18 protein-coding genes are annotated in these 18,625 nt (G+C 57.4%); 13 read left to right on the top strand and 5 right to left on the bottom strand.

Annotated elements, in window-relative coordinates:
• The first annotated feature begins 93 nt into the window (after positions 1 to 93).
• A complete protein-coding gene (locus RSQ48_RS08310; protein WP_131071763.1) occupies positions 94 to 1,533 on the top strand; it encodes a sodium:solute symporter family protein in 1,440 nt (479 codons plus the stop codon).
• Between the two features lie 81 nt (positions 1,534 to 1,614).
• Here RSQ48_RS08310 and RSQ48_RS08305 read toward each other — a convergent pair whose 3' ends face one another.
• From RSQ48_RS08305 to RSQ48_RS08295, 3 genes are all read right to left on the bottom strand, one after another.
• The gene (locus RSQ48_RS08305; protein WP_207307417.1) at positions 1,615 to 2,499 is read right to left on the bottom strand and encodes a flagellar motor protein MotB; all 885 of its coding nucleotides are present in this window, start codon (positions 2,497 to 2,499) and stop codon (positions 1,615 to 1,617) included.
• Positions 2,465 to 3,280 carry a motility protein A gene (locus RSQ48_RS08300; RefSeq protein WP_003800126.1) on the bottom strand — a complete coding sequence of 272 codons (816 nt, stop codon included), beginning with the start codon at positions 3,278 to 3,280 and terminating at the stop codon, positions 2,465 to 2,467. Before RSQ48_RS08300 ends, RSQ48_RS08305 begins: the two co-directional genes overlap by 35 nt.
• A gap of 129 nt (positions 3,281 to 3,409) precedes the next feature.
• A complete protein-coding gene (locus RSQ48_RS08295) occupies positions 3,410 to 3,802 on the bottom strand; it encodes a flagellar protein FlhE (protein ID WP_230406305.1) in 393 nt (130 codons plus the stop codon).
• A 325-nt stretch (positions 3,803 to 4,127) separates the two neighbouring features.
• On the opposite strand from RSQ48_RS08295, the gene pbpG reads away from it, so the two are divergent.
• From pbpG to RSQ48_RS08265, 6 genes are all read left to right on the top strand, one after another.
• Positions 4,128 to 5,042 (top strand): D-alanyl-D-alanine endopeptidase, encoded by a 915-nt coding sequence (gene pbpG, locus RSQ48_RS08290; RefSeq protein WP_415302331.1) that lies wholly within the window; start codon positions 4,128 to 4,130, stop codon positions 5,040 to 5,042.
• A 170-nt stretch (positions 5,043 to 5,212) separates the two neighbouring features.
• Positions 5,213 to 6,127 carry a LysR family transcriptional regulator gene (locus RSQ48_RS08285; protein WP_003800130.1) on the top strand — a complete coding sequence of 305 codons (915 nt, stop codon included), beginning with the start codon at positions 5,213 to 5,215 and terminating at the stop codon, positions 6,125 to 6,127.
• Between the two features lie 158 nt (positions 6,128 to 6,285).
• A complete protein-coding gene (locus RSQ48_RS08280) occupies positions 6,286 to 7,275 on the top strand; it encodes a Bug family tripartite tricarboxylate transporter substrate binding protein (protein ID WP_131071762.1) in 990 nt (329 codons plus the stop codon).
• Positions 7,276 to 7,320: 45 nt separating this feature from the next.
• Complete coding sequence (locus tag RSQ48_RS08275) at positions 7,321 to 8,268, top strand: succinylglutamate desuccinylase/aspartoacylase family protein (protein WP_415302330.1); 948 nt, start codon at positions 7,321 to 7,323, stop codon at positions 8,266 to 8,268.
• 112 nt (positions 8,269 to 8,380) lie between these two features.
• Positions 8,381 to 9,274: an NRDE family protein gene (locus RSQ48_RS08270; protein WP_003800133.1), complete on the top strand. Its 894-nt coding sequence runs from the start codon at positions 8,381 to 8,383 to the stop codon at positions 9,272 to 9,274.
• Entirely contained in the window at positions 9,271 to 9,690 is a 420-nt protein-coding gene (locus RSQ48_RS08265) for a carboxypeptidase-like regulatory domain-containing protein (protein WP_003800134.1), read from the top strand. The genes RSQ48_RS08270 and RSQ48_RS08265 overlap by 4 nt, the downstream gene beginning before the upstream one ends.
• Here the strand turns inward: RSQ48_RS08265 and RSQ48_RS08260 are convergent.
• Positions 9,677 to 10,291 carry a tRNA-uridine aminocarboxypropyltransferase gene (locus tag RSQ48_RS08260; protein ID WP_039943006.1) on the bottom strand — a complete coding sequence of 205 codons (615 nt, stop codon included), beginning with the start codon at positions 10,289 to 10,291 and terminating at the stop codon, positions 9,677 to 9,679. The two genes, RSQ48_RS08265 and RSQ48_RS08260, sit on opposite strands and share 14 nt — an antisense overlap.
• A gap of 113 nt (positions 10,292 to 10,404) precedes the next feature.
• Here RSQ48_RS08260 and RSQ48_RS08255 point away from each other — a divergent pair, with 113 nt between their 5' ends.
• From RSQ48_RS08255 to RSQ48_RS08235, 5 genes are all read left to right on the top strand, one after another.
• A complete protein-coding gene (locus tag RSQ48_RS08255) occupies positions 10,405 to 11,142 on the top strand; it encodes a hypothetical protein (protein WP_059317654.1) in 738 nt (245 codons plus the stop codon).
• Entirely contained in the window at positions 11,099 to 12,382 is a 1,284-nt protein-coding gene (locus tag RSQ48_RS08250; RefSeq protein WP_003800138.1) for a Y-family DNA polymerase, read from the top strand. The genes RSQ48_RS08255 and RSQ48_RS08250 overlap by 44 nt, the downstream gene beginning before the upstream one ends.
• Complete coding sequence (locus tag RSQ48_RS08245) at positions 12,379 to 15,576, top strand: error-prone DNA polymerase (RefSeq protein WP_415302329.1); 3,198 nt, start codon at positions 12,379 to 12,381, stop codon at positions 15,574 to 15,576. The genes RSQ48_RS08250 and RSQ48_RS08245 overlap by 4 nt, the downstream gene beginning before the upstream one ends.
• A gap of 64 nt (positions 15,577 to 15,640) precedes the next feature.
• The gene (locus RSQ48_RS08240) at positions 15,641 to 16,102 is read left to right on the top strand and encodes a GatB/YqeY domain-containing protein (protein WP_003800141.1); all 462 of its coding nucleotides are present in this window, start codon (positions 15,641 to 15,643) and stop codon (positions 16,100 to 16,102) included.
• Positions 16,099 to 16,518: a PaaI family thioesterase gene (locus RSQ48_RS08235; protein WP_003800142.1), complete on the top strand. Its 420-nt coding sequence runs from the start codon at positions 16,099 to 16,101 to the stop codon at positions 16,516 to 16,518. The genes RSQ48_RS08240 and RSQ48_RS08235 overlap by 4 nt, the downstream gene beginning before the upstream one ends.
• A 194-nt stretch (positions 16,519 to 16,712) precedes the next feature.
• On the opposite strand, the gene RSQ48_RS08230 is transcribed toward RSQ48_RS08235, so the two are convergent.
• A complete protein-coding gene (locus RSQ48_RS08230) occupies positions 16,713 to 17,813 on the bottom strand; it encodes an alkene reductase (RefSeq protein WP_003800143.1) in 1,101 nt (366 codons plus the stop codon).
• Positions 17,814 to 18,035: 222 nt separating this feature from the next.
• On the opposite strand from RSQ48_RS08230, the gene RSQ48_RS08225 reads away from it, so the two are divergent.
• The gene (locus tag RSQ48_RS08225; RefSeq protein WP_230406304.1) at positions 18,036 to 18,623 is read left to right on the top strand and encodes a potassium channel family protein; all 588 of its coding nucleotides are present in this window, start codon (positions 18,036 to 18,038) and stop codon (positions 18,621 to 18,623) included.
• Positions 18,624 to 18,625 lie beyond the last annotated feature (2 nt).

Below are 18,625 nucleotides of genomic sequence, written 5' to 3'. Positions count from 1 at the left end.
ATTTCAATCCCTCCATTTTTCTGCGCCCCGTCCCCGGCATCGTGCCGGCCGGGCCGGTTTGTGCCCGTTCACACGGGTTTTTGGGGAGATCTCATGCTGGACCAAACCGCCACCCTTTTGTGGCTGATTGTTTTTTCTGCCGCCTTTGCTTTGGCCGGGGTGCTGTATGCCCGCCACTACAACAGCTCTTTGGAAGACTTTGTGGTAGCGCGCAACAGTCAAAGCTCGCTGGCCACAATTCTGACCTTATTGGCCTCTTCGCTGGGCGCCTGGATTCTATTCTCACCGGCGCAGGCGGCCAGTTGGGGAGGCTTGAGCGCCGTGATCGGGTATGCCATTGGCTCCATGTCGCCACGACTGGCCATGATTCCGCTTGGCAAACGCATGCGCGAACTGCTGCCACGCGGTCACAGCCTGAGCGAGTTTGTGATTGCCCGCTATGGCCGTCCCATGTATGCCCTGACTCTGCTGATCATGCTGTTTTACATGTTCATCTCCATGACGGCCGAAATTACCGCCATGTCCAAGATGATTACCTTGATTGCCCCCATTCCTTTGTGGGTTACCGCCAGTATTGTGCTGCTGGCCACCCTGATCTACACCTCTTACGGCGGGCTGCGAGCCTCCATCTTTACCGACAAAGTACAGATGCTGGTCATCCTGCCCATGCTATTTCTGATTGTGATGTTCGGCTGGCAAGCCGTGGGAGGACCGGTGAATTTGTTTGACAGCGTCAAGCTGCAAGCCCCGCGTCTGATCGAACTGAGCGACCCCGTGGGAATGAAGGCCGGCCTGACCTTCTTTGTCGCCATTTTGCTGACCGGCCTGTTTCACCAGGGCAACTGGCAGCGCATTTATGCTGCCAAAGACACGCAATCCATGCGGCGTGGCTTTTTGCTGGGCGGCTTGTTTGTCGCCCCCTTCATCTTCCTGATGGGTCTGTTTGGCTTGGCCTTTGTCGGCCTGGGTTCACACGGTGACAGCTCCGTGGCACTGTTCAATGTGATTTTGCCGCATGTTCCTGTCTGGTTTCTGGTGCTGCTGATTCCCCTGGGGCTGTCCCTGGTGATGAGCAGCGCCGATACGGCCATCAGCGCAGTGTCCAGCCTGATTGCGGTGGACCTGGGCCGTATCATGCCTCACCGCAATACCGCTCAAATGATGAGTCTGGCTCGTTCCCTGATCTGGGTGTGCTCCATCCCTGTGCTGTACGCTTCCTCGCAAGGTTTCAGCGTGCTGTACCTGTTCCTGCTGGCAGACTTGCTGTGCTCGGCGGCAGCATTTCCCGTGTTCTTTGGACTGTACAGCCGCCGCTACGATGGTTTTACCGCCACGGTCAGTACCCTGGGCGGTCTAGTTGCCGGCCTGGCTGTGTTTCCACGTCCCAATGGCCCTATGGATTACTTGCTGGAATCCTTCTTTCTGGCTGCGATTGTGCCGGTGGTGATCAGCGTCCTGATCATGCCCTTGCGCCGTCATCTGCCCAATTTCGATCTCAGCTCCCTGGCTTCCTCCACGCGGGTACTGGACTAAATCCGAACGCCCTGAGACCAAGGCTCAGGATAAAAAAAACCCCGGTTTGCGACATGCAAACCGGGGTTTTGTTTTAACGATTTATTGGGCAGGGCTTTCAGTCTGTGTTTGAGGGATCTGCACAATGATTTCAACCCTTCGATTCGTTGCACGCCCTTGCTGCGTGGCATTGTCACCCAAGGGACGCGTATCCGCGTAGCCGACCGCGCTCAGACGCTGACTGCCTATGCCATTGGCCTCCATATAGCGCACCACACTTCCGGCACGCGCACCGGACAGCTCCCAATTGGACGGGTAGCGATAACTGCGAATGGGCACCGAGTCGGTATGCCCTTCGATCACAATAGGATGCGCCGATTTTTGCAGGACGGTAGCCAGTTGGCGCAGGACGGTCAACCCTTCCAGCCCCAAATCAGCGCCACCCGAGTTGAACAGAATCTCGCTGTTGATACGGAAACTAACCGACTGATCATTCATGACCACATCAATGTTATCTCCCAGACCATCCAGGTCCAAACCATGATTGCTTTTATCCGGTCCGTCACCGAGCGCCGATTCAGGAAACAGCCCTGCTGAAGCCGGCAACAGCCCCGCCCCTTCTTTACCTGCCTGGGCCATCACTGTTGCTGCCCCCTGCCCTTGCCCCTGAGCCGCAGTCTGAGCCCGCTTGCCGGCAAAAGAAAGCATCACGATCATCAAGACCAGCAGCAAAGTCATCATATCCAGGTAAGTGGTCAGCCACGCCTCTTCCTCCTCGGGGACTGCCAGGCCGGGATCGTTCCAGGGGCGACTGCGACGCCGACTGCCCAGATTGCTCGCCAGCTGCTGCTCAATCTTGGCTCCCCGGGCCTGCTCCAACTCCTTTTGCAAGGCTTTCTGGCGATCCGCCAACTCACCTAACGTCAGGTCTTGCTCCATGTTTCCCATGGGATCAACCTCGCTGCGCAGCCGGGTCGGCATCGTCATCGCGGCCGCCCCGGTCATTGATCTCGTCCTGATACTGCGCCATGAACGAGTTCAGCGTCTCACGCATCAGCGCGGGGCCACGGCGCTGGCTCATCATGGACACGCCCTGCATGATCATGTTCATCAAGACTACCCGCTGTTCCGTGCGACGCTCCAGCTTGACGGCCACCGGCTTAAATACCAGATTGGAAAGCAGCACCCCATAAAAGGTGGTCATCAGGGCCAGCGCCATCTGTTGACCAATCGAGGTGATATCGCCATCACCGAGCAGAAACATCAAATTGACCAGACCAATCAACGTGCCGACCATACCAAAAGCGGGCGCGAAGCTGGCCATCAGGCGAAACAGTTGCGCTTCGGCATGTTCGCGAGCGCGCAGACGGCTGATACGCCATTGCAAAAGATCTTCAATGTCTTCTTGTGGGGCACGATCAATCACTAACTGAACGCCGGTTTTCAAAAACGGGTTCGCGACTTTTTCCAGCGCTTCTTCCACGGCCCGGATATCTCCCATCATCCACAGGCGGGAGATATTGATCAGCTCATCCATATCCTGCTGGGTGTACAGCCGCTCGTTACGCAGCACTGTCCCAATCAGTCCAAAGATGCGAACCACTTCACTTAACGGGTAGCTGATAAAGGTCGCTGCCAAGGTGCCCACCAGCACCACGGCCAGACTGGGCAAATCCACAAACAAGGCGGGATTTTCTGCCGTAAAAAACAAGATCACGGCAAACAGCAGCACGCTGGCCACGATGCCGATCAAAGTTGAGGGGTTCATGCACAAGTCCTGGTTATGGGCCCGAGGGGCATCAGGACTACATATCGGCAGCAGAACGAGTTTCTTTAGGCCTAGACCTTGCGTTGCATCAAAGACAGACAACAATTATTCACATCGCGGCCAGTCACACTAAGGCTGGTAATTGACTCGGATCGAAGCCTGGACGCGCACCGGTTCGGTGCTACCCGCCCAACTCCACACCTCGTGCATCAACACAAAACCAAGACGCGCATCCTGGCCCGCAAAGGCTCTGGTGCTGAGTACCGACCCGTTCATATCCACGCACTTTCCTCCTTGCAGGCACAAACGGCTTTTCAAAATGGCGCGCCCATTATGGTGGTAGCTAACCTCCACCTTGCCAATCGATGAGGCCTGCGCCTGTACCGCTTGCGCTGGCATGAAGAACTGCTGGCTGCTGGGCGAAGCGGGCGTGATGGCACTGCTGAGCTGCTCGCCATCCCAACTTAATGAGGCGGCGTGTGCGAGCGGCAGTACCAAAGCCAGCGATATTGATGTCCACAAACGATTTAAAAAACTGTTTATAAAAACAGGTTTTTTATTGTTTTTAAATTTCACCAAAGACATAGACTGTGTTTTTATACAGATAAAAATAAGTTTCTTAATGATACCGCAAAGACATCTTAATTTTTTTTTAACTTTGAGCCGTAAGATACTAATATAAAGAGGATTTTTTCTGGTAGCATAAGCGCATAAATTCTCTCCGCCCTTCTGTTTCTCGCCCTCCGGGAACTGAAAAATGCCTCAGACCAGAACAAATAAATTAATACGCCGTGCGCTATGTGTTTTATTTCTAGCGCCTTTTTCGCTTTCGTCGCTGGCCCAGACTTTGGCGCTGGCCGAGCCCTCCGTCCAGGAGGAAGCCACCGCCGCCATCAGCTACAACGTGCCTCACCTGGTTTTCGAAAAAAACCTGCAGCCTATCAGCTATAACGAAAACGATAGTCGCCGTGCCCTGAATGCCCTCAAACATGACGCCCTGATTCAGAATGCGGCCTTGCGTTCGGAAATTGCATTTGTGCAGGATCTGGAGTCGTCAACGGTGCTGTACCAGAAAAACAGCGACGCCGTGCGTCCCATTGCATCCATCTCCAAGCTGATGACCGCTCTGGTCGTTGCCGAGTCGGGCTTGCCTATGGATGAAATGCTGGAGATCATCGACGAAGACGTGGATCGCATCAAACATTCCAGCTCACGTCTGAGCGTCGGCTCGCGTTTGAGCCGTGCCGACATGATGCATCTGGCCCTGATGTCGTCAGAAAACCGGGCCGCCCATGCCTTGGGCCGTAATTATCCCGGCGGACTGCCCGCCTTTGTGCGCGCCATGAATGACAAGGCGCGCGCCTTGGGCATGCGCAATACGCGCTTTGTCGAACCCACCGGCCTGTCCAGCGACAATGTGGCCAGCCCGCGCGATCTGGTCAAACTGCTGACCGCCACCAGCCAGCATGCCCGCATTCAGCAATACACGACCAACGACCAGTACTCCGTCCAGCCCATGCGAGGTCGCCAACTAGTCTTTAACAACACCAATCGTCTGGTCAAAAACGCCAACTGGGATATCCAGGTCTCCAAAACCGGCTTCATCAACGAAGCGGGTGAATGTCTGGTAATGTTGACCAAAATCGAGGATCGAGAGGTGGCTATTGTGCTGCTGAATTCCTCAGGCCGTTATTCTCGTATCGGTGATGCCGTGCGCATTCGTGATCTGGTCGAAAAATCCAACGGTCTGGCCATGCTCTGATCTCCCTGCGTGTCTGAACCGTGACAGACACACGGTCTGCCCGATGCCCCAACATCATGGCCTTTGAGCCGATTTTGGGGCATTTTTACGACCTGCTGCTCGGCTACCTCTTTCGATGGGTCAGCAGCCGGTATCAATAGGCCTGCATTCTTTTAAGGAGCGTGCTTGTCGTGCCTCAGCTCAAACTGCTTGAAGATTTCCTCACCCTGGCACGCGAAGGCAGCTTTGTCCGGGCAGCAGAACAACGCCACGTCACACACCCCGCATTTGGACGCCGTATCCGGGCCTTGGAGGCCTGGGTCGGAACCCCTCTGGTGGAACGTGGTAGCCTGCCCATCACGCTCACGGCCCAGGGACAGGTGTTCTACAACACCGCCCATCAAGTACTGGAGCAACTCAACCGGGTACGTCGGCAATTGCAGGCCTCGGAGCAGACAGGGCAAGGCCATTTGCGCATCGCCACTGGCCGCAGTCTGGCGCGCACCTTGGTCACCGATTGGGTCAGCCGCCTTCAGAAAGGCAGCCAGGCCCCCTTGTCCGCCCACATACCGATCGATATCAGCACCGGCATGATGGCCGATATGGCCAAGCTGCTTGCCCAAGGCAAAACAGACTTTCTGTGCTGCTATGAGCACCCCGCCCTGTCAATTGAGCTTCTGGCCGAACAGGTCACCTACATGACCATCGCTACCGACAAACTGGTGCCGACCTGTCAACGGCGCAAGAATGGCCACCCTTTGTATGAGCTCAACGCCGATAGCGGGCGCAGCATACCCTTGATTTCATATTCGGGCGGTCTGGCCATGGCCCGGATTCTGGGCGACAAGCTGCATCACTTTCCCTACCCTCTGGTCAGTACGGTACGGTGCGATTCGCTGGACACGGCCATGGGCTCAGTATTAAAAGGCATGGGCGTGGCCTGGCTGCCCTTGTCCATGATTGCCAATGAATGTCGTCGCGGAACGCTGGTGCAGCTAGGCGGCAAGGGCGATGAGATTGCCTTTGAGGTTCGTCTGTATCGCTCGCGCGCCCCCCTTTCGGATCTGGCCGAATCTGTCTGGGCCTTTACCCAGCAAGCTCGTTAACAGATCTGCCGGCTGAAAAAGCACGGCTATGTGCCGTAACAGCACATCAGCATCAGCTGCAGCGGACACAATACCCCTTCATAACTAAGGATAAACACGCCCGACGCACCCACCCGGGCTGCGGGCCGGAGCCCTATCCATCGAACGGGGAGCACATCATGTCTTTTTCTTTCTCCAAACGCAGTCTGGTACTGAGCCTGGCAGGCGCCTGTAGCCTCTTGCCCATTTCGATCAGCCATGCCGACACCTATCCCTCACGCAGCCTGACGTTGGTCGTAGGCTATCCGGCCGGAGGCAGCGTCGACCTGACTGCACGCCTGCTGGCGGAAGAGCTCAGCAACCGTCTGGGCCAAACGGTGGTGGTCGAAAATGCGGGCGGCGCAGGCGGGACGATTGGAGCTCAACGTGTCCAGCGTGCCGCTGCTGACGGCTATACCCTGCTGCTGGGTTCCACCAACGAGATGATTATCGCAGGCATGATCAACAAGGCCGTGCGCTATGACGGACAGAAAGACTTTACGCCCATTGGCATGATTGCTTCTCAGCCCCTGCTGCTGGCCGCCTCCAAAAAATCGGGCATCCGCTCGGCGGCGGACTATGCGCAAAAACTGCGGGCTGCCCAACCCGAAGCCTTCAGCTTTGGCTCCTCGGGCGTGGGGACCACCCTGCACCTGGCCGGTGAAATGGTCAATGCCTCCACCGGCACCACTGCCATGCATGTGCCCTATCGCGGCGTGCCCCCTCTGGTCTCGGACCTGATGAGTGGACAATTGGACACCGCCTATCTGGTCCTGTCCTCGGGCCTGTCACAAGCACGGGCCGGTGCCATCGTCCCCCTGGGCATTACCGAAACCCGTGCGTCTGCGGCTGCACCGGAAATTCCGCCGCTGGCTGATACGCCCGGTTTTGAAAAAGTCGACATCAATGTCTGGTTCGGCTTGTATGGCCCCAAGGACTTGCCTGAATCCGTCACCCAGACCTTGCGCCAGGCTTTGGACAACAGCCTGGAATCGTCCAGCCTGCAAGAGAAAATGCGGTCGAATGGCGCTACGCTTTACGCCCCCGGCATGAACGCAGCCGAATTTCAGGCCAGAGAAGTCGATAAATACGCCCGCCTGGTTGAGCTGGCCAAACTGCAAGCCGAATAAAAAAACAGGCCCCCGGCCGCAGGTCGGGGTGCTGGAGCCCCTAGCATGTCCTTTTCTCTTTCGTACCCCGACATTCAAACAGAGCGCCAGGGCAATACCGGTGTTCCCGGCCTGTGGTGCCTGGACTCCGGTAAAGCGGGCCGAACCGTGATGATCAGCGCGCTAATACACGGTAATGAGCTTTGCGGAGCCTGGGCCTTGAAAGCCTTGCTCGCTCGTGGCGTGCAACCCCGTCGCGGCAAGCTGATCCTGGCTTTTTGCAATCTGGACGCTTTTGATCGCTTTGACCCGGCGCATCACGATGCCAGCCGTTATGTGGATGAAGACATGAATCGGGTCTGGAGTGCGCAAAAACTGTCTCAAACACAGACTCAGGAACAACGTCGCGCACGCGCCATCTTGCCCTGGCTGGAACAGGCCGACTGGTTGCTGGATCTGCACTCCATGCACGAGCCCTGTGCGCCCTTGCTATTGACCGGAACCTTGGAGCGCAACATCGAGCTGGCCAAGACACTGGGCGCCCCCGAACACGTCATTGTGGATTCCGGCCATCAGGACGGCGTACGCATGCGCGATTACGGCCGATTCTCTGAGCCCGAGGCTGAAGAAACCCGCTCCCTGTTGCTGGAATGCGGCTTTCACGGAGACCCGCAGACACCGGCTGTGGCGCTGGACCTGATTGCCCGCTTTCTCATCGCCTCCGAGATTGTGGACATCCAAGATATCCCGTCAGACTGGCGTCGGGCCTCTCCCAAACAGCAACGAATCGTGCAGGTCACCCATGCGGTGGTGGCGCCCTCCCGGCAAGTGAGTTTCAGCCAGACCTGGCAAGGCCTGGAAACCCTGAGCCAGGCAGGCACATGCATCGGCCAGGCCGATGGGCAGCCCTTGCTGACGCCTTACGACCACTGCACCTTGATCATGCCTTCTTTACGTCAGCTGCGTCCCGGCGTCACGGTTGTACGCCTGGCCCGGGACTACATGGCGCCTTAAGGGCCCGGCGGCAAATACACGGCCCGCACCTGCGTTCCAATGCCGGGAAAAAATACGGAACTTGGCACTTCTTCGGCTACCAAAGCCTGCATAGCCATCCTACAATCGGCACATGTGCATCGCTTATATCGCCATCGGAGTCAATGCGGATTGGCCGCTGATTATTGCCGCCAATCGCGATGAATATCATGCTCGTCCCAGCCAGCCGGCACAGCCCTGGCAAGACGAGCCCGACATTCTTGCCGGTCGTGACCTGCAGGCCGGAGGCACGTGGCTGGGCCTGACACAATGCCGGGGACGACTGGCCCTGCTTACCAACTACCGCGAAATTCCCGGCAATAAAAGCGGCGCTCAACGTTCGCGGGGAGAACTGATCCCCCAATTCCTGCGCGATGAGCGCAGCCCTCTGGATTATCTGGCCCAGTTAGCCCGTCAAGGGGCCGAGTACGCCGGTTTTAATCTTTTTGTGCTGCAATGGCCCACCGACACGCAAGCCTTGCAACTGGCTTATTACAGTAATCGTCACCCCAGCGGCCAGCCGCAACGACTCGATCCGGGCGTCCATATTCTGAGCAATGCCTGGCTGAACACCCCGTGGCCCAAAAGCCTGTTCTTGAAGGAAACCCTGCAAGCGCAACATTTTGACGGCTCGGCCCCGGCCGTAGAGAGCTTGTTTCAAGGTTTGCGCAATCAGGACCTGGCCGCCGATGCAGACTTGCCTCAGACCGGCTTGAGCCTGGAGCGCGAACGCCTGTTAAGCAGCCCGTTTATTGTCAGCCCCGACTATGGCACGCGTTGCACCACCGTCATTACGCTGGATCAGCATGGGCAAGGTACGCTGCGTGAACGCAGCTTCACCCCGGCGGCCCAGCCCGAGCGGCAACATGACTGGCCCTTGTCATGGCCCAGCTTTCATCCGCACGGCCTGCCCCCTTCCACTCATAACAGCAACAGGGCCATGCATGGCCCGCTTAGCCACCTCACCTCAAGCAAGGAAATCTCATGAGTCCTCGTCTTTCTTTGATCGGCATTGCCATGTCGCTGGCCTTGTTGAGCAGTCCGATTGCGCACGCTCAGGAACTGCCCCCCAGCCAGTATTACGGCTCCACCGAATACGTCAGCGGCGGCATAGGCAGTGATGAAGCCCAGCTTTTCCGCATGGTGCGCAGCACCTTTCCCTTGTCCGTCAACTTTTCAGCCCAGCAGGGCGAGCGCATCGCCTACATCTCTGATGTTCAGCTGGTGATCCGTAACAGCGCCGATCAGACCGTGCTCAACAGCCTGATTGATGGCCCTTATTGCCTGATCCGCCTCGGTCCGGGCAACTACAAAGTGTTTGCCACGTACGAAGGCCAAACCCAGGAGCGCCAGACCACACTGGTCGAGGGTAAGCCGCAGGAACTGAACTTCATCTGGAAGTAGGATAGTTGCGCTCATAGGTATCCAGGCCCATGGCCTGGATCTGCTCCTCGATCAAATGCTCAAATGGCCGTAGCAAGGCGCTGAAATCGCGCTCCGGCTCCATAAGCTGCATCAACCGTACAATCGCCTCCAACGTGGAAACGGCCTGAGGATCTGGCGCTTTGCGCAACCGGTAGCGCGACACATCCCCTTGCGGCAGCACCCAATGCGGCAAACGCTGCAAGATCGGATTGCGATGCAAAATCAAGCGGGCCTTGCGCCAGGTGCCATCGGGCACCACTATCAGATCAGGCCTTTGCTGGGGCGCCAAGGCCCGGGCCACCTGGGCCTGAGGTCCCGGAAACAGCAGTACAGGACGCTGGGCCTGCGCTAAACGCGCCTCCAGATCTTCAAACTGCTCCCCCACCCACAGCTGCGCCCCTTGCACACCCAAATACGCCAGGCGCCCGGTATTGAGCGCATGCCGCGCCTCGGAATGATGCTGCAGAATCAAAAGAGGGCACGTTGCTTGCAGAGAAGGAATCAGCGAACACAAGCATCGGGCCACAGGCCGCTGACACCGTGCGCAACGGCCTGGACGAGAGAAAGAGGAAGCGTTCATGCAAGGGGACCCAACAGAAGGCCACAGTATATAAAAGTTCTGCTTTGAAGCCGATGGCCGGTTTGCCGAGTTGCATTTTTACTGTATATTTATACAGCATTCAGGAGCATTCTATGGCAAGCGCACTTCGTTCCCTTTTAGATATTCACCCCTCCCTGTGGACGGGCAAGCATTATGCGCATGCCGCCGGCACGTGCCTGTCCAGTGGCTTTGACAGCCTGAATGCCCAACTGCCTGGAGGCGGCTGGCCAGTGGGCAACCTGATCGAGCTGCTGGCCCACCCGGACAGCAGTGCCATGTCCTTGCTATTGCCCGCCTTAAATGCCATGCCGGCAGAACGCTTGCGTGTGCTGGTCGCCCCTCCCTATCAGCCCATGCAGCAATCGTGGCATGGCACCTGTGCAATGTCCCGGCCAACCCACCCTGCGCCACGCACGCTACCCGCCCGCCTGCTCTGGATACGCAGCCAGCACCTGAACGACACCTTATGGGCCAGCGCCCAAGCCCTGCGGCACGGCCACTGTGCCGCCGTACTGAGCTGGTTGCCCGCCCATGTCCCTTTAGCCGCCTTACGCCAGTTGCAACTGTTGGCCAGCCATAGCGACAGCCTGTTTTTTTGCTTACGTCCCCTGCACAGCCAAGCCAATAGCCCGGCCCTGTTGCGCCTGGCGCTTTACCCCCGACAAGATCAACAAGGCCAGGCCTGGCTGGATGTGCAGATTCTTAAGCGCCGCGGTCCGCCCTGCTCGCAAGCCATTGCCTTAGCCCTTCACCCAACCGGGATGCCGCCAGCGGCCCTGCCAAACCATGTACCTGTGCCTGCGACTGCCCCAGAGCCTGCTCACGCCTGAGGCCGGTTCAGAGCAGCAAGACAGGCTGCAGGCGGTCTTGCTACACTACAGCCCGCAACTGGCTCACATTCAGGCGAATCTATGGGTACTGAATATCAGCGCCAGCCTACGGCTGTTTGGTGGCCTGCGTCGTCTATACCAACACGTTCGGGCAGACTTGCAAGCCCTGATTCCCGATCCCTGTCTGGCCCTGGCTCCCAGCGCGCGGGCGGCCTGTTTGCTGGCCCTGTCCACACGCAAGCAACGTCGTTGCATCCGGCGGCTGCACGCTTGTCTGAACCCGCTTCCCATCCAGTTGCTGGGCGCACCTGCCGATCAGTTGCACTGGTTGCACAGCCTGGGCTGTCATACCTTGGGCCAGTTGCGTCAATTGCCACGCGACGGTCTGGCCCAGCGCGGGCTGCGTACCCTGCTCCTGCAACTGGATCAGGCCTACGGCTTGCAGAGCTGGACCCTGGAATGGGTCCAGTCTGCCCCACAATTTATATACCGACTGGAGCTGGACACCCCTTCCAATAACAAAGCCTTGGTATTACGGGCCTTGACCCGTCTGCTAAACCAGCTGGAAGGCGGGCTGAACCAGCACCAACTCGCTTGTACGGGCCTGGAGCTGACCCTGCATACGGAGCGCTATAAAGATTACCCACGCAGCACTCATCTGGAACTGCACATGGCCCGCTCTAGCTGGCGCAGCCAGGACTTTCTGCCTGTCTGGCAAGAACAGTTCCAGCCCCTGCAATTACCTGCCGCCGTCCAAAGCCTGATGCTGCGGGCCCGCCAACTTCACCCACGCCAAACCCACGCCAGCAGTCTGTTTCCGGATGCACACCATTGGCAGGAACAAGACCAGCAACTTCTGGAACGCTTGCAGGCCAGACTCGGGACCGGGCAGATCCTCACCCCCGCCCCCCAGGCCAGCCATTTGCCCGAGCAAGCCAATCAATGGCAGCCCGCATCAACGGTGGCCGCCCGCCCAGCCGCAGGCCCGGTACGGCAGCGTCCATGCTGGCTGCTGGAGCCGGCCCGGCCCCTGCCACACGACCAACAATCCCCGCTCCTGGACCATCAACGTTTGCGCCTGATTCAAGGCCCAGAGCGAATACAAACCGGCTGGTGGAACGGTGGCGGCCACCAGCAGCGCGACTATTTTGTAGCCTTGTGCCCCCAAGGGCGTTTGTATTGGGTTTACCGGGATTTAAGCCAGGAACACGCTTGGTATTTACACGGAGTCTTTGGATGAGTATCCCTTCAGAACTGCTCTACTCCGAACTGGACTGCCTGTCCAACTACAGTTTTTTGACGGGTGCCTCCCATCCCGAGGAGCTGATCAGTCGAGCCGCCGAGCTGGGCTACAAGGCACTGGCCTTATGCGACTACGCCTCCATGGCCGGGGTAGTCCGCGCCTACGCACAGGCCCGACTGCATCCACAGATCCGTTTGCTGGTTGGCAGCCGATTCCGCTTTAGCGGCCAATGGGACACTTCCTCCTGCCCTGGCACGCATTGTGAGACCGCTTCACCCAACGACACGCAGGCCCACGAACTCTTGATTCTGCCCCGCAACAAAGAAGGCTATGGCAATCTTTGTCAGTTCATCTCTGAGCTGCACCAGTCTTTGGACTTGAAGCAGGAGGCGCCCATTGACTGGTCCTTTTTGCAGCAAGCCCGCTACGGTGCGCAGCACACGGTATTAGCCGACTGTCTGGTCATTTACAAACCGGCTTATGGCCTGTCTGGCGAACACATCTATCAGCAAGCGCAAGACTTGAAAAGCCTGTTTGCCGACCGTTTGTTTTTAGGCCTCAGCTTACATAGGCGGGATCAGGATCAGCAGCATTTACGCACGGTTCGGCTGGCAGCCCAACAGTGTGGCCTGTCTTGTGCCGCCTTGGGCGGCGTCCACATGCATGTGCGTTCTCGCCAGCCCTTGCACGACACCTTGACCGCCATACGCCTGAAAACACCCATACAGGAATGTGGCTGGTCTCTGGCCAGCAATGCGGAACACCACTTGCGCAGTCGTTTCCAACTGGCCAACCTCTACCCGGCCGACTTGCGCAAGACCAGCGATCACATTCAAGAGCTGTGCCAGTTTTGTTTAAGCGAAATCAAGTACGAGTACCCGGTCGAGATTGTTCCGCCCGGCCTCAGTGGCAGTGAGTATCTGCGACAGGAAACCGAGCGTGGCGCGCACAGGCGCTATCCGAAAGGAATCAGTGACCGTTTGCGCACGCGCCTGGACGAAGAGCTGAGCCTGATTGAAGACCTGGGCTACGAGTCCTACTTTCTGACCTTGTATGACATCGTCAGCTACGCCCGCAGCCGGGGAATTCTGTGCCAGGGACGCGGCTCGGCCGCCAATTCAGCGGTATGCTATTGCCTGGGTATTACGGAAGTGGACCCCGCCAGCACTCATACGCTGTTTGCCCGCTTTATCAGTCGGGCACGGGCCGAACCGCCCGATATCGATGTGGACTTCGAGCACCAGCGTCGCGAAGAAGTCATTCAATACATTTATCGTAAATATGGTCGTGAACGGGCTGCATTAACGGCGGTAATCACGAGCTACCGCCGTCGCAGCGCCTTGCGTGATACCGGCAAGGCACTTAGCATTCCTCACGCCTTGATCGAGGCCTTGATCCAATGTGACCGCGCCTGGCTCAAAGATACCCGTATTCAGGATGAGGTCCTGGCACGCTTTCCCGAATGCCCGCCTGAACAAGCCCATCAATGGCTGTCTTTGACCCGTCAGCTCATGGGTTTCCCGCGTCACCTGTCTCAGCATCCCGGTGGTTTTGTGATTTCACAAACGCCTTTGCACAGGCTGGTGCCGATTCAAAACGCCGCCATGCCGGGACGCAGCGTCGTGCAATGGGACAAGGATGATCTGGATGTGCTGGGGCTGCTGAAAGTCGACATCCTGGCTTTGGGCATGTTGAGCGCCCTGCGTCGATGCCTGGACAGCATCAGTCAGCAAACAGGCAAGCCGTTCCGCTTGCAAGACATTCCTTTGCACAGCGCCAAAACCTTTCGCATGATCCGGCGCGCCGACACCATAGGCGTATTCCAGATCGAATCCCGCGCCCAGATGAGCATGTTGCCGCGGCTACGTCCCAAGTGCTTTTATGACCTGGTGGTGCAAGTGGCGATCGTGAGGCCCGGCCCCATTCAAGGTGGCATGGTGCACCCGTATCTGGAACGCCGTCGCGACCCCAGCAAAGTCGATTACCCCGCTCCCGAAATCCGCCCTGTGCTGGAACGCACCTTGGGCGTGCCTATTTTTCAGGAGCAGGCGATGGAACTGGCCATGGAGGCGGCAGGTTTTTCGGCCGACAAAGCAGATGCCCTGCGACGAGCCATGGCTGCCTGGCGTCGCCGTGGTGGTTTGGGGCCTTTTGAACAGGAGTTGCTAGATGGTATGGCCGCTAAACAGTATCCCCCTGAGTTCGCCAAGCGCCTGTTTGATCAGATCAGCGGTTTTGGGGAATACGGTTTTCCCGAAAGCCATTCGGCCAGCTTCGCCAAACTGGCCTGGTTCAGTGCCTATCTGAAAGCGCGTTATCCCGATCATTTTCTGGCCGCTTTGCTGAACTCTCAGCCCATGGGCTTTTATGGCCCCAGCCAATTGGTCCAGGATGCACGCCGCCACGGCGTACAAGTGCTGCCTGTTGATGTGCAATACAGCCTGTTTGACAGCCATGTATGTTCAGCACCGGGCAGCCCGCGCCAGGTCCGTCTGGGCCTGCACATGGTTAAAGGTTTAAGTGAGCAAGGCGCACACGCTATTGTTCACTACCGGCAAAACCACCCCGAACGGACATTGAACCTGGCCTGCTTGCGCCAGGAGCTGGCCCTGTCCGCTCATGATCAACAAGCCCTGGCGCAAGCCCATGCCTTGCGCAGCGCTTATAGCCAGCGTCGACATGGCGTATGGGATGCTCGCCGTCCCAGCCAGGCCGGTTTGCTCAGCCATGCAGAAAACCCGGACACGACGCCAGAGCTACCTCGTACCAGCGTAGGGATAGAGGTATTGAGCGACTATCAGGCAGTCGGATTAAGTTTGCACCGTCACCCCCTGTCCTTGCTGCGACAGCAGTTAATTCCTTTGCGATTCTCAACGGCAGCGCAACTGAGTCTGAACTACCCGGACCGCCGGCTGGCACGGGCCTGTGGCCTGGTCACGACCCGCCAACGTCCCGGCACCGCCAAGGGAACGGTCTTTGTGACGCTGGAAGACGAAACAGGCAGTGTGAATGTCATCGTGCGCGAGGAGCTGGCTCAGGAGCAATCCCAGGCACTGCTCCAGTCACGTCTGCTTGGCGTCTATGGCATCTGGCAGCGCGACGGTGCTGTCTGCCATTTGATTGCCCGACGCCTGGTTTGCCTGAATCACCTGATCGGTGATCTGGTGACGCGCAGTCGGGATTTTCAATAATCGGATTTTTCCCCATCCCGCCCTGCGTTAAACTAAGGCTTTGCCCGTTCAATCAGGAACCACCATGAGTCAAACACTCAAAACCCGTTTAGCTGACGATATCAAAACGGCGATGCGCGCTCGCGATAGCGCGCGCCTGGAGACCTTGCGCTTTTTGCAAGCCGCGATCAAACAACGTGAAGTGGATGAGCGTACGGAGCTGGGCGATGCCGAAGTCACAAGCATCATTGAAAAACAGGTCAAGCAGCGCCGCGAATCCATTCAGGCTTTTGAATCGGCCGGTCGCACTGAAAGCGCCGAGAAAGAAGCAGCAGAATTGCAGATTCTGCAAGAATATCTGCCCCAACAGGCCGATAAGGCAGAAATTGATGCTGCAATTGCCGATGCAATTACCCAAGCCCAATCGGAAGGCGCTCAAGGTCCCGCACTGATGGGCAAGGTCATGGGTTTGGTTAAAGCCAAACTGGCCGGTCGTGCCGATATGTCTCAAGTTTCCGCTCAAGTGAAGCAGAAGCTGAATCCATGAAGCATTTGCAGGCCGAACTGGCGCAGCCCAAACAGGATTTCTTCGGCACTCATATCCCTTTGATGCAGCACCTGGGCCTGCAAACCGTCAGCAGCACCGAGCAGGAAGTGATCACTTTTCTGCCCTGGCAAGCCTGGAATGCCAACTCCCGTGCGGATGTACATGGAGGCACCTTGATGGCTATTCTGGACTTCACGCTCAGCGCTGCCGCGCGAGCCCAGCGCCCTGGTTCAGGGATGGCCACCATCGACATGAACACCCAGTTCCTGCTCCCAGCCCGTGGCGATGTCTGGTTCAAAGCCCGGTGTCTCTATCTGGAAGGCGACACCGCCTATTGCGAAGGAGGCGGATACGACGAGAAGGAGCGCTTGCTGGTTAAAGCGGCAGCCACTTTTCGGGTTGTGCGCGGTAGCTGAACGCCACGCGCCAAGGGATTGCCTAAACGGGCACCGTCAAACCAGCGTTGACACCAGTAAATCAGCCATCCGCACACAATCATTCAAAAACGGCACCTTGTTTCAATCCACTACCGAATCACCACAAATTCCATTAAAAAAGCCCGCATCAAACGGGCTTTTTTATTTTCAAGCGACTTAACCAGAGCGCCGAATTAATGCGTCTGCAAATCCTCACCCACCGACTGCTCACAGTCTGCCTGGGTTTTCAAAAATGGATAATCCGTATAGCCTTTGGGGCCCTGGGTGTAAAACGAATCCCGGTCCCAGCTATTGAGGGGAGCGCGTAACTGCAAACGCAATGGCAAATCCGGATTGGATAAAAAAGCCTTACCGAACGACACGGCATCGGCCATGCCTTTGGATAAAGTGGTCTGTGCGGTGGGCAAATCAAAATGCTCATTGGCAATAATGGCGCCACCAAACTGACATTTGATCATGGGCAACAAGCTGTCCGAGGCCGGACTTTCGCGCAAGAACAAAAAGGCAATATCGCGGCGATCCAGCTCACAGGCCACGTAAGAGAACAAGCGGGCCGGATCGGAATCCTTCATGCCATGCAAACCACCCCGTGGAGACAAATGCACACCCACCCGGCCGGCACCCCAAATGGCCACACACGCATCCACAATTTCCAACAGGAAACGCGCCCGATTTTCAATCGTTCCGCCGTACGCATCGGTACGCGTGTTGGACCCATCGTGCAAGAACTGGTCAATCAGATAACCATTGGCACCGTGTATCTCTACCCCATCAAAGCCCGCACTGAGTGCGTTTTGGGCCGCTACAGCAAAATCGTCCACGATGTCGGCAATTTCTTCTATGCGCAAGGCGCGAGGCACCACGAAAGGACGCTCGGGGCTTAAATGGCTGACCATGCCGTCACAGGCAATTGCACTAGGCGCTACCGGCATCTGCCCATTGAGAAACTCCGGGTCAGACACCCGCCCCACATGCCACAATTGCAGAACGATCCGCCCCCCCTTGGCATGCACGGCTTCGGTAATCGTGCGCCAGGCGTCTACCTGCGCGCTGCTCCAGATGCCCGGTGTGTGGGCATAGCCCACGCCTTGCGGCGATACCGAGGTCGCTTCGGCTACAATCAGCCCCGCACTGGCCCGCTGACAATAGTACATACGCATCAAATCGTTGGGCATACGGCCCTCCGAGGCGCGCGCGCGTGTCATGGGCGCCATGATGATGCGGTTCATGAGCTCAATATCACCCAGTTTGATTGGATCAAACAAACTAACCATTGTTTTACACTGTCCACTATTGATGTTTCCGCCAGGGCTTGAACGACACGCGCCCAAGGGAATACCCGATAAGGGTTTTTACCAGATATCTCTTTATACCATCAACGCTTAATTTGGCTTGAAATTGTTTCAAGCATCAAACGGAACAAATAAGCTATGGCACAGTTCGCCGTCATAGGGCTAGGCCGCTTTGGATCAGCCTGCGCTCTGGAACTCATGAAAATGGGACACTCCGTGCTGGGAGTGGACACCAATCCGAAACTGGTCAACAAATACGCCGACCAATTAAACCGTGCCGTCATCGCCGATGTCACTGACCGTCAGGCTCTGGAGGAGCTGGGGCTGGACAATTATGACGTCGTTCTGGTTGCCATTGGGGCGGATATTGAATCAAGCCTGGTGTGCGTGGTGCATTTGAAAAGTTTTGGCGTCCCCACCATCTGGGCCAAAGCCATTTCCCATACCCAGCATCTGATTCTGGCCAAGATTGGGGTCAACCGGATTATCCACCCCGAAGAAGAAATGGGTATACGCGTTGCCCAAATGTTGAGCTACCCCATGGTCAACGACTACATCACCCTGGGAAATGGGGATTACATTGTGGAGGTGACCGCCAGCGACAATATGAATGGCCAGACCATACGGGATATACTGCGCGAGCAATTGACCGATGTCCAAGTCTTGCTGGTCAAGCGCCGCGGCCAGACCACCATTCAGCCCGGCCCTGATTTCTCCCTGCATGCCAAGGATCTGCTCATTTTGTTTGGGCAATTGCAAGCACTTCGTACTGCCGCCCCCAAACTGGTCTGATG

The organism is Alcaligenes sp. SJTW-7, assembly GCF_047716895.1.
GTDB lineage: Bacteria > Pseudomonadota > Gammaproteobacteria > Burkholderiales > Burkholderiaceae_B > Alcaligenes > Alcaligenes ammonioxydans.
Note: the sequence above shows the minus strand (reverse complement) of the source record. Positions and strands in the feature narration are given on the sequence as shown.

What these genes read in the sequence shown, in the direction of transcription:
- RSQ48_RS08310 (WP_131071763.1), top strand. Translation starts at nt 94, where the DNA reads ATGCTGGACCAAACCGCCACCCTTTTGTGGCTGATTGTTTTTTCTGCC.
- RSQ48_RS08305 (WP_207307417.1), bottom strand. Translation starts at nt 2,499, where the DNA reads ATGACGATGCCGACCCGGCTGCGCAGCGAGGTTGATCCCATGGGAAAC.
- RSQ48_RS08300 (WP_003800126.1), bottom strand. Translation starts at nt 3,280, where the DNA reads ATGAACCCCTCAACTTTGATCGGCATCGTGGCCAGCGTGCTGCTGTTT.
- RSQ48_RS08280 (WP_131071762.1), top strand. Translation starts at nt 6,286, where the DNA reads ATGTCTTTTTCTTTCTCCAAACGCAGTCTGGTACTGAGCCTGGCAGGC.
- RSQ48_RS08275 (WP_415302330.1), top strand. Translation starts at nt 7,321, where the DNA reads ATGTCCTTTTCTCTTTCGTACCCCGACATTCAAACAGAGCGCCAGGGC.
- RSQ48_RS08270 (WP_003800133.1), top strand. Translation starts at nt 8,381, where the DNA reads ATGTGCATCGCTTATATCGCCATCGGAGTCAATGCGGATTGGCCGCTG.
- RSQ48_RS08265 (WP_003800134.1), top strand. Translation starts at nt 9,271, where the DNA reads ATGAGTCCTCGTCTTTCTTTGATCGGCATTGCCATGTCGCTGGCCTTG.
- RSQ48_RS08260 (WP_039943006.1), bottom strand. Translation starts at nt 10,291, where the DNA reads ATGAACGCTTCCTCTTTCTCTCGTCCAGGCCGTTGCGCACGGTGTCAG.
- RSQ48_RS08255 (WP_059317654.1), top strand. Translation starts at nt 10,405, where the DNA reads ATGGCAAGCGCACTTCGTTCCCTTTTAGATATTCACCCCTCCCTGTGG.
- RSQ48_RS08250 (WP_003800138.1), top strand. Translation starts at nt 11,099, where the DNA reads ATGTACCTGTGCCTGCGACTGCCCCAGAGCCTGCTCACGCCTGAGGCC.
- RSQ48_RS08245 (WP_415302329.1), top strand. Translation starts at nt 12,379, where the DNA reads ATGAGTATCCCTTCAGAACTGCTCTACTCCGAACTGGACTGCCTGTCC.
- RSQ48_RS08240 (WP_003800141.1), top strand. Translation starts at nt 15,641, where the DNA reads ATGAGTCAAACACTCAAAACCCGTTTAGCTGACGATATCAAAACGGCG.
- RSQ48_RS08235 (WP_003800142.1), top strand. Translation starts at nt 16,099, where the DNA reads ATGAAGCATTTGCAGGCCGAACTGGCGCAGCCCAAACAGGATTTCTTC.
- RSQ48_RS08230 (WP_003800143.1), bottom strand. Translation starts at nt 17,813, where the DNA reads ATGGTTAGTTTGTTTGATCCAATCAAACTGGGTGATATTGAGCTCATG.
- RSQ48_RS08225 (WP_230406304.1), top strand. Translation starts at nt 18,036, where the DNA reads ATGGGACACTCCGTGCTGGGAGTGGACACCAATCCGAAACTGGTCAAC.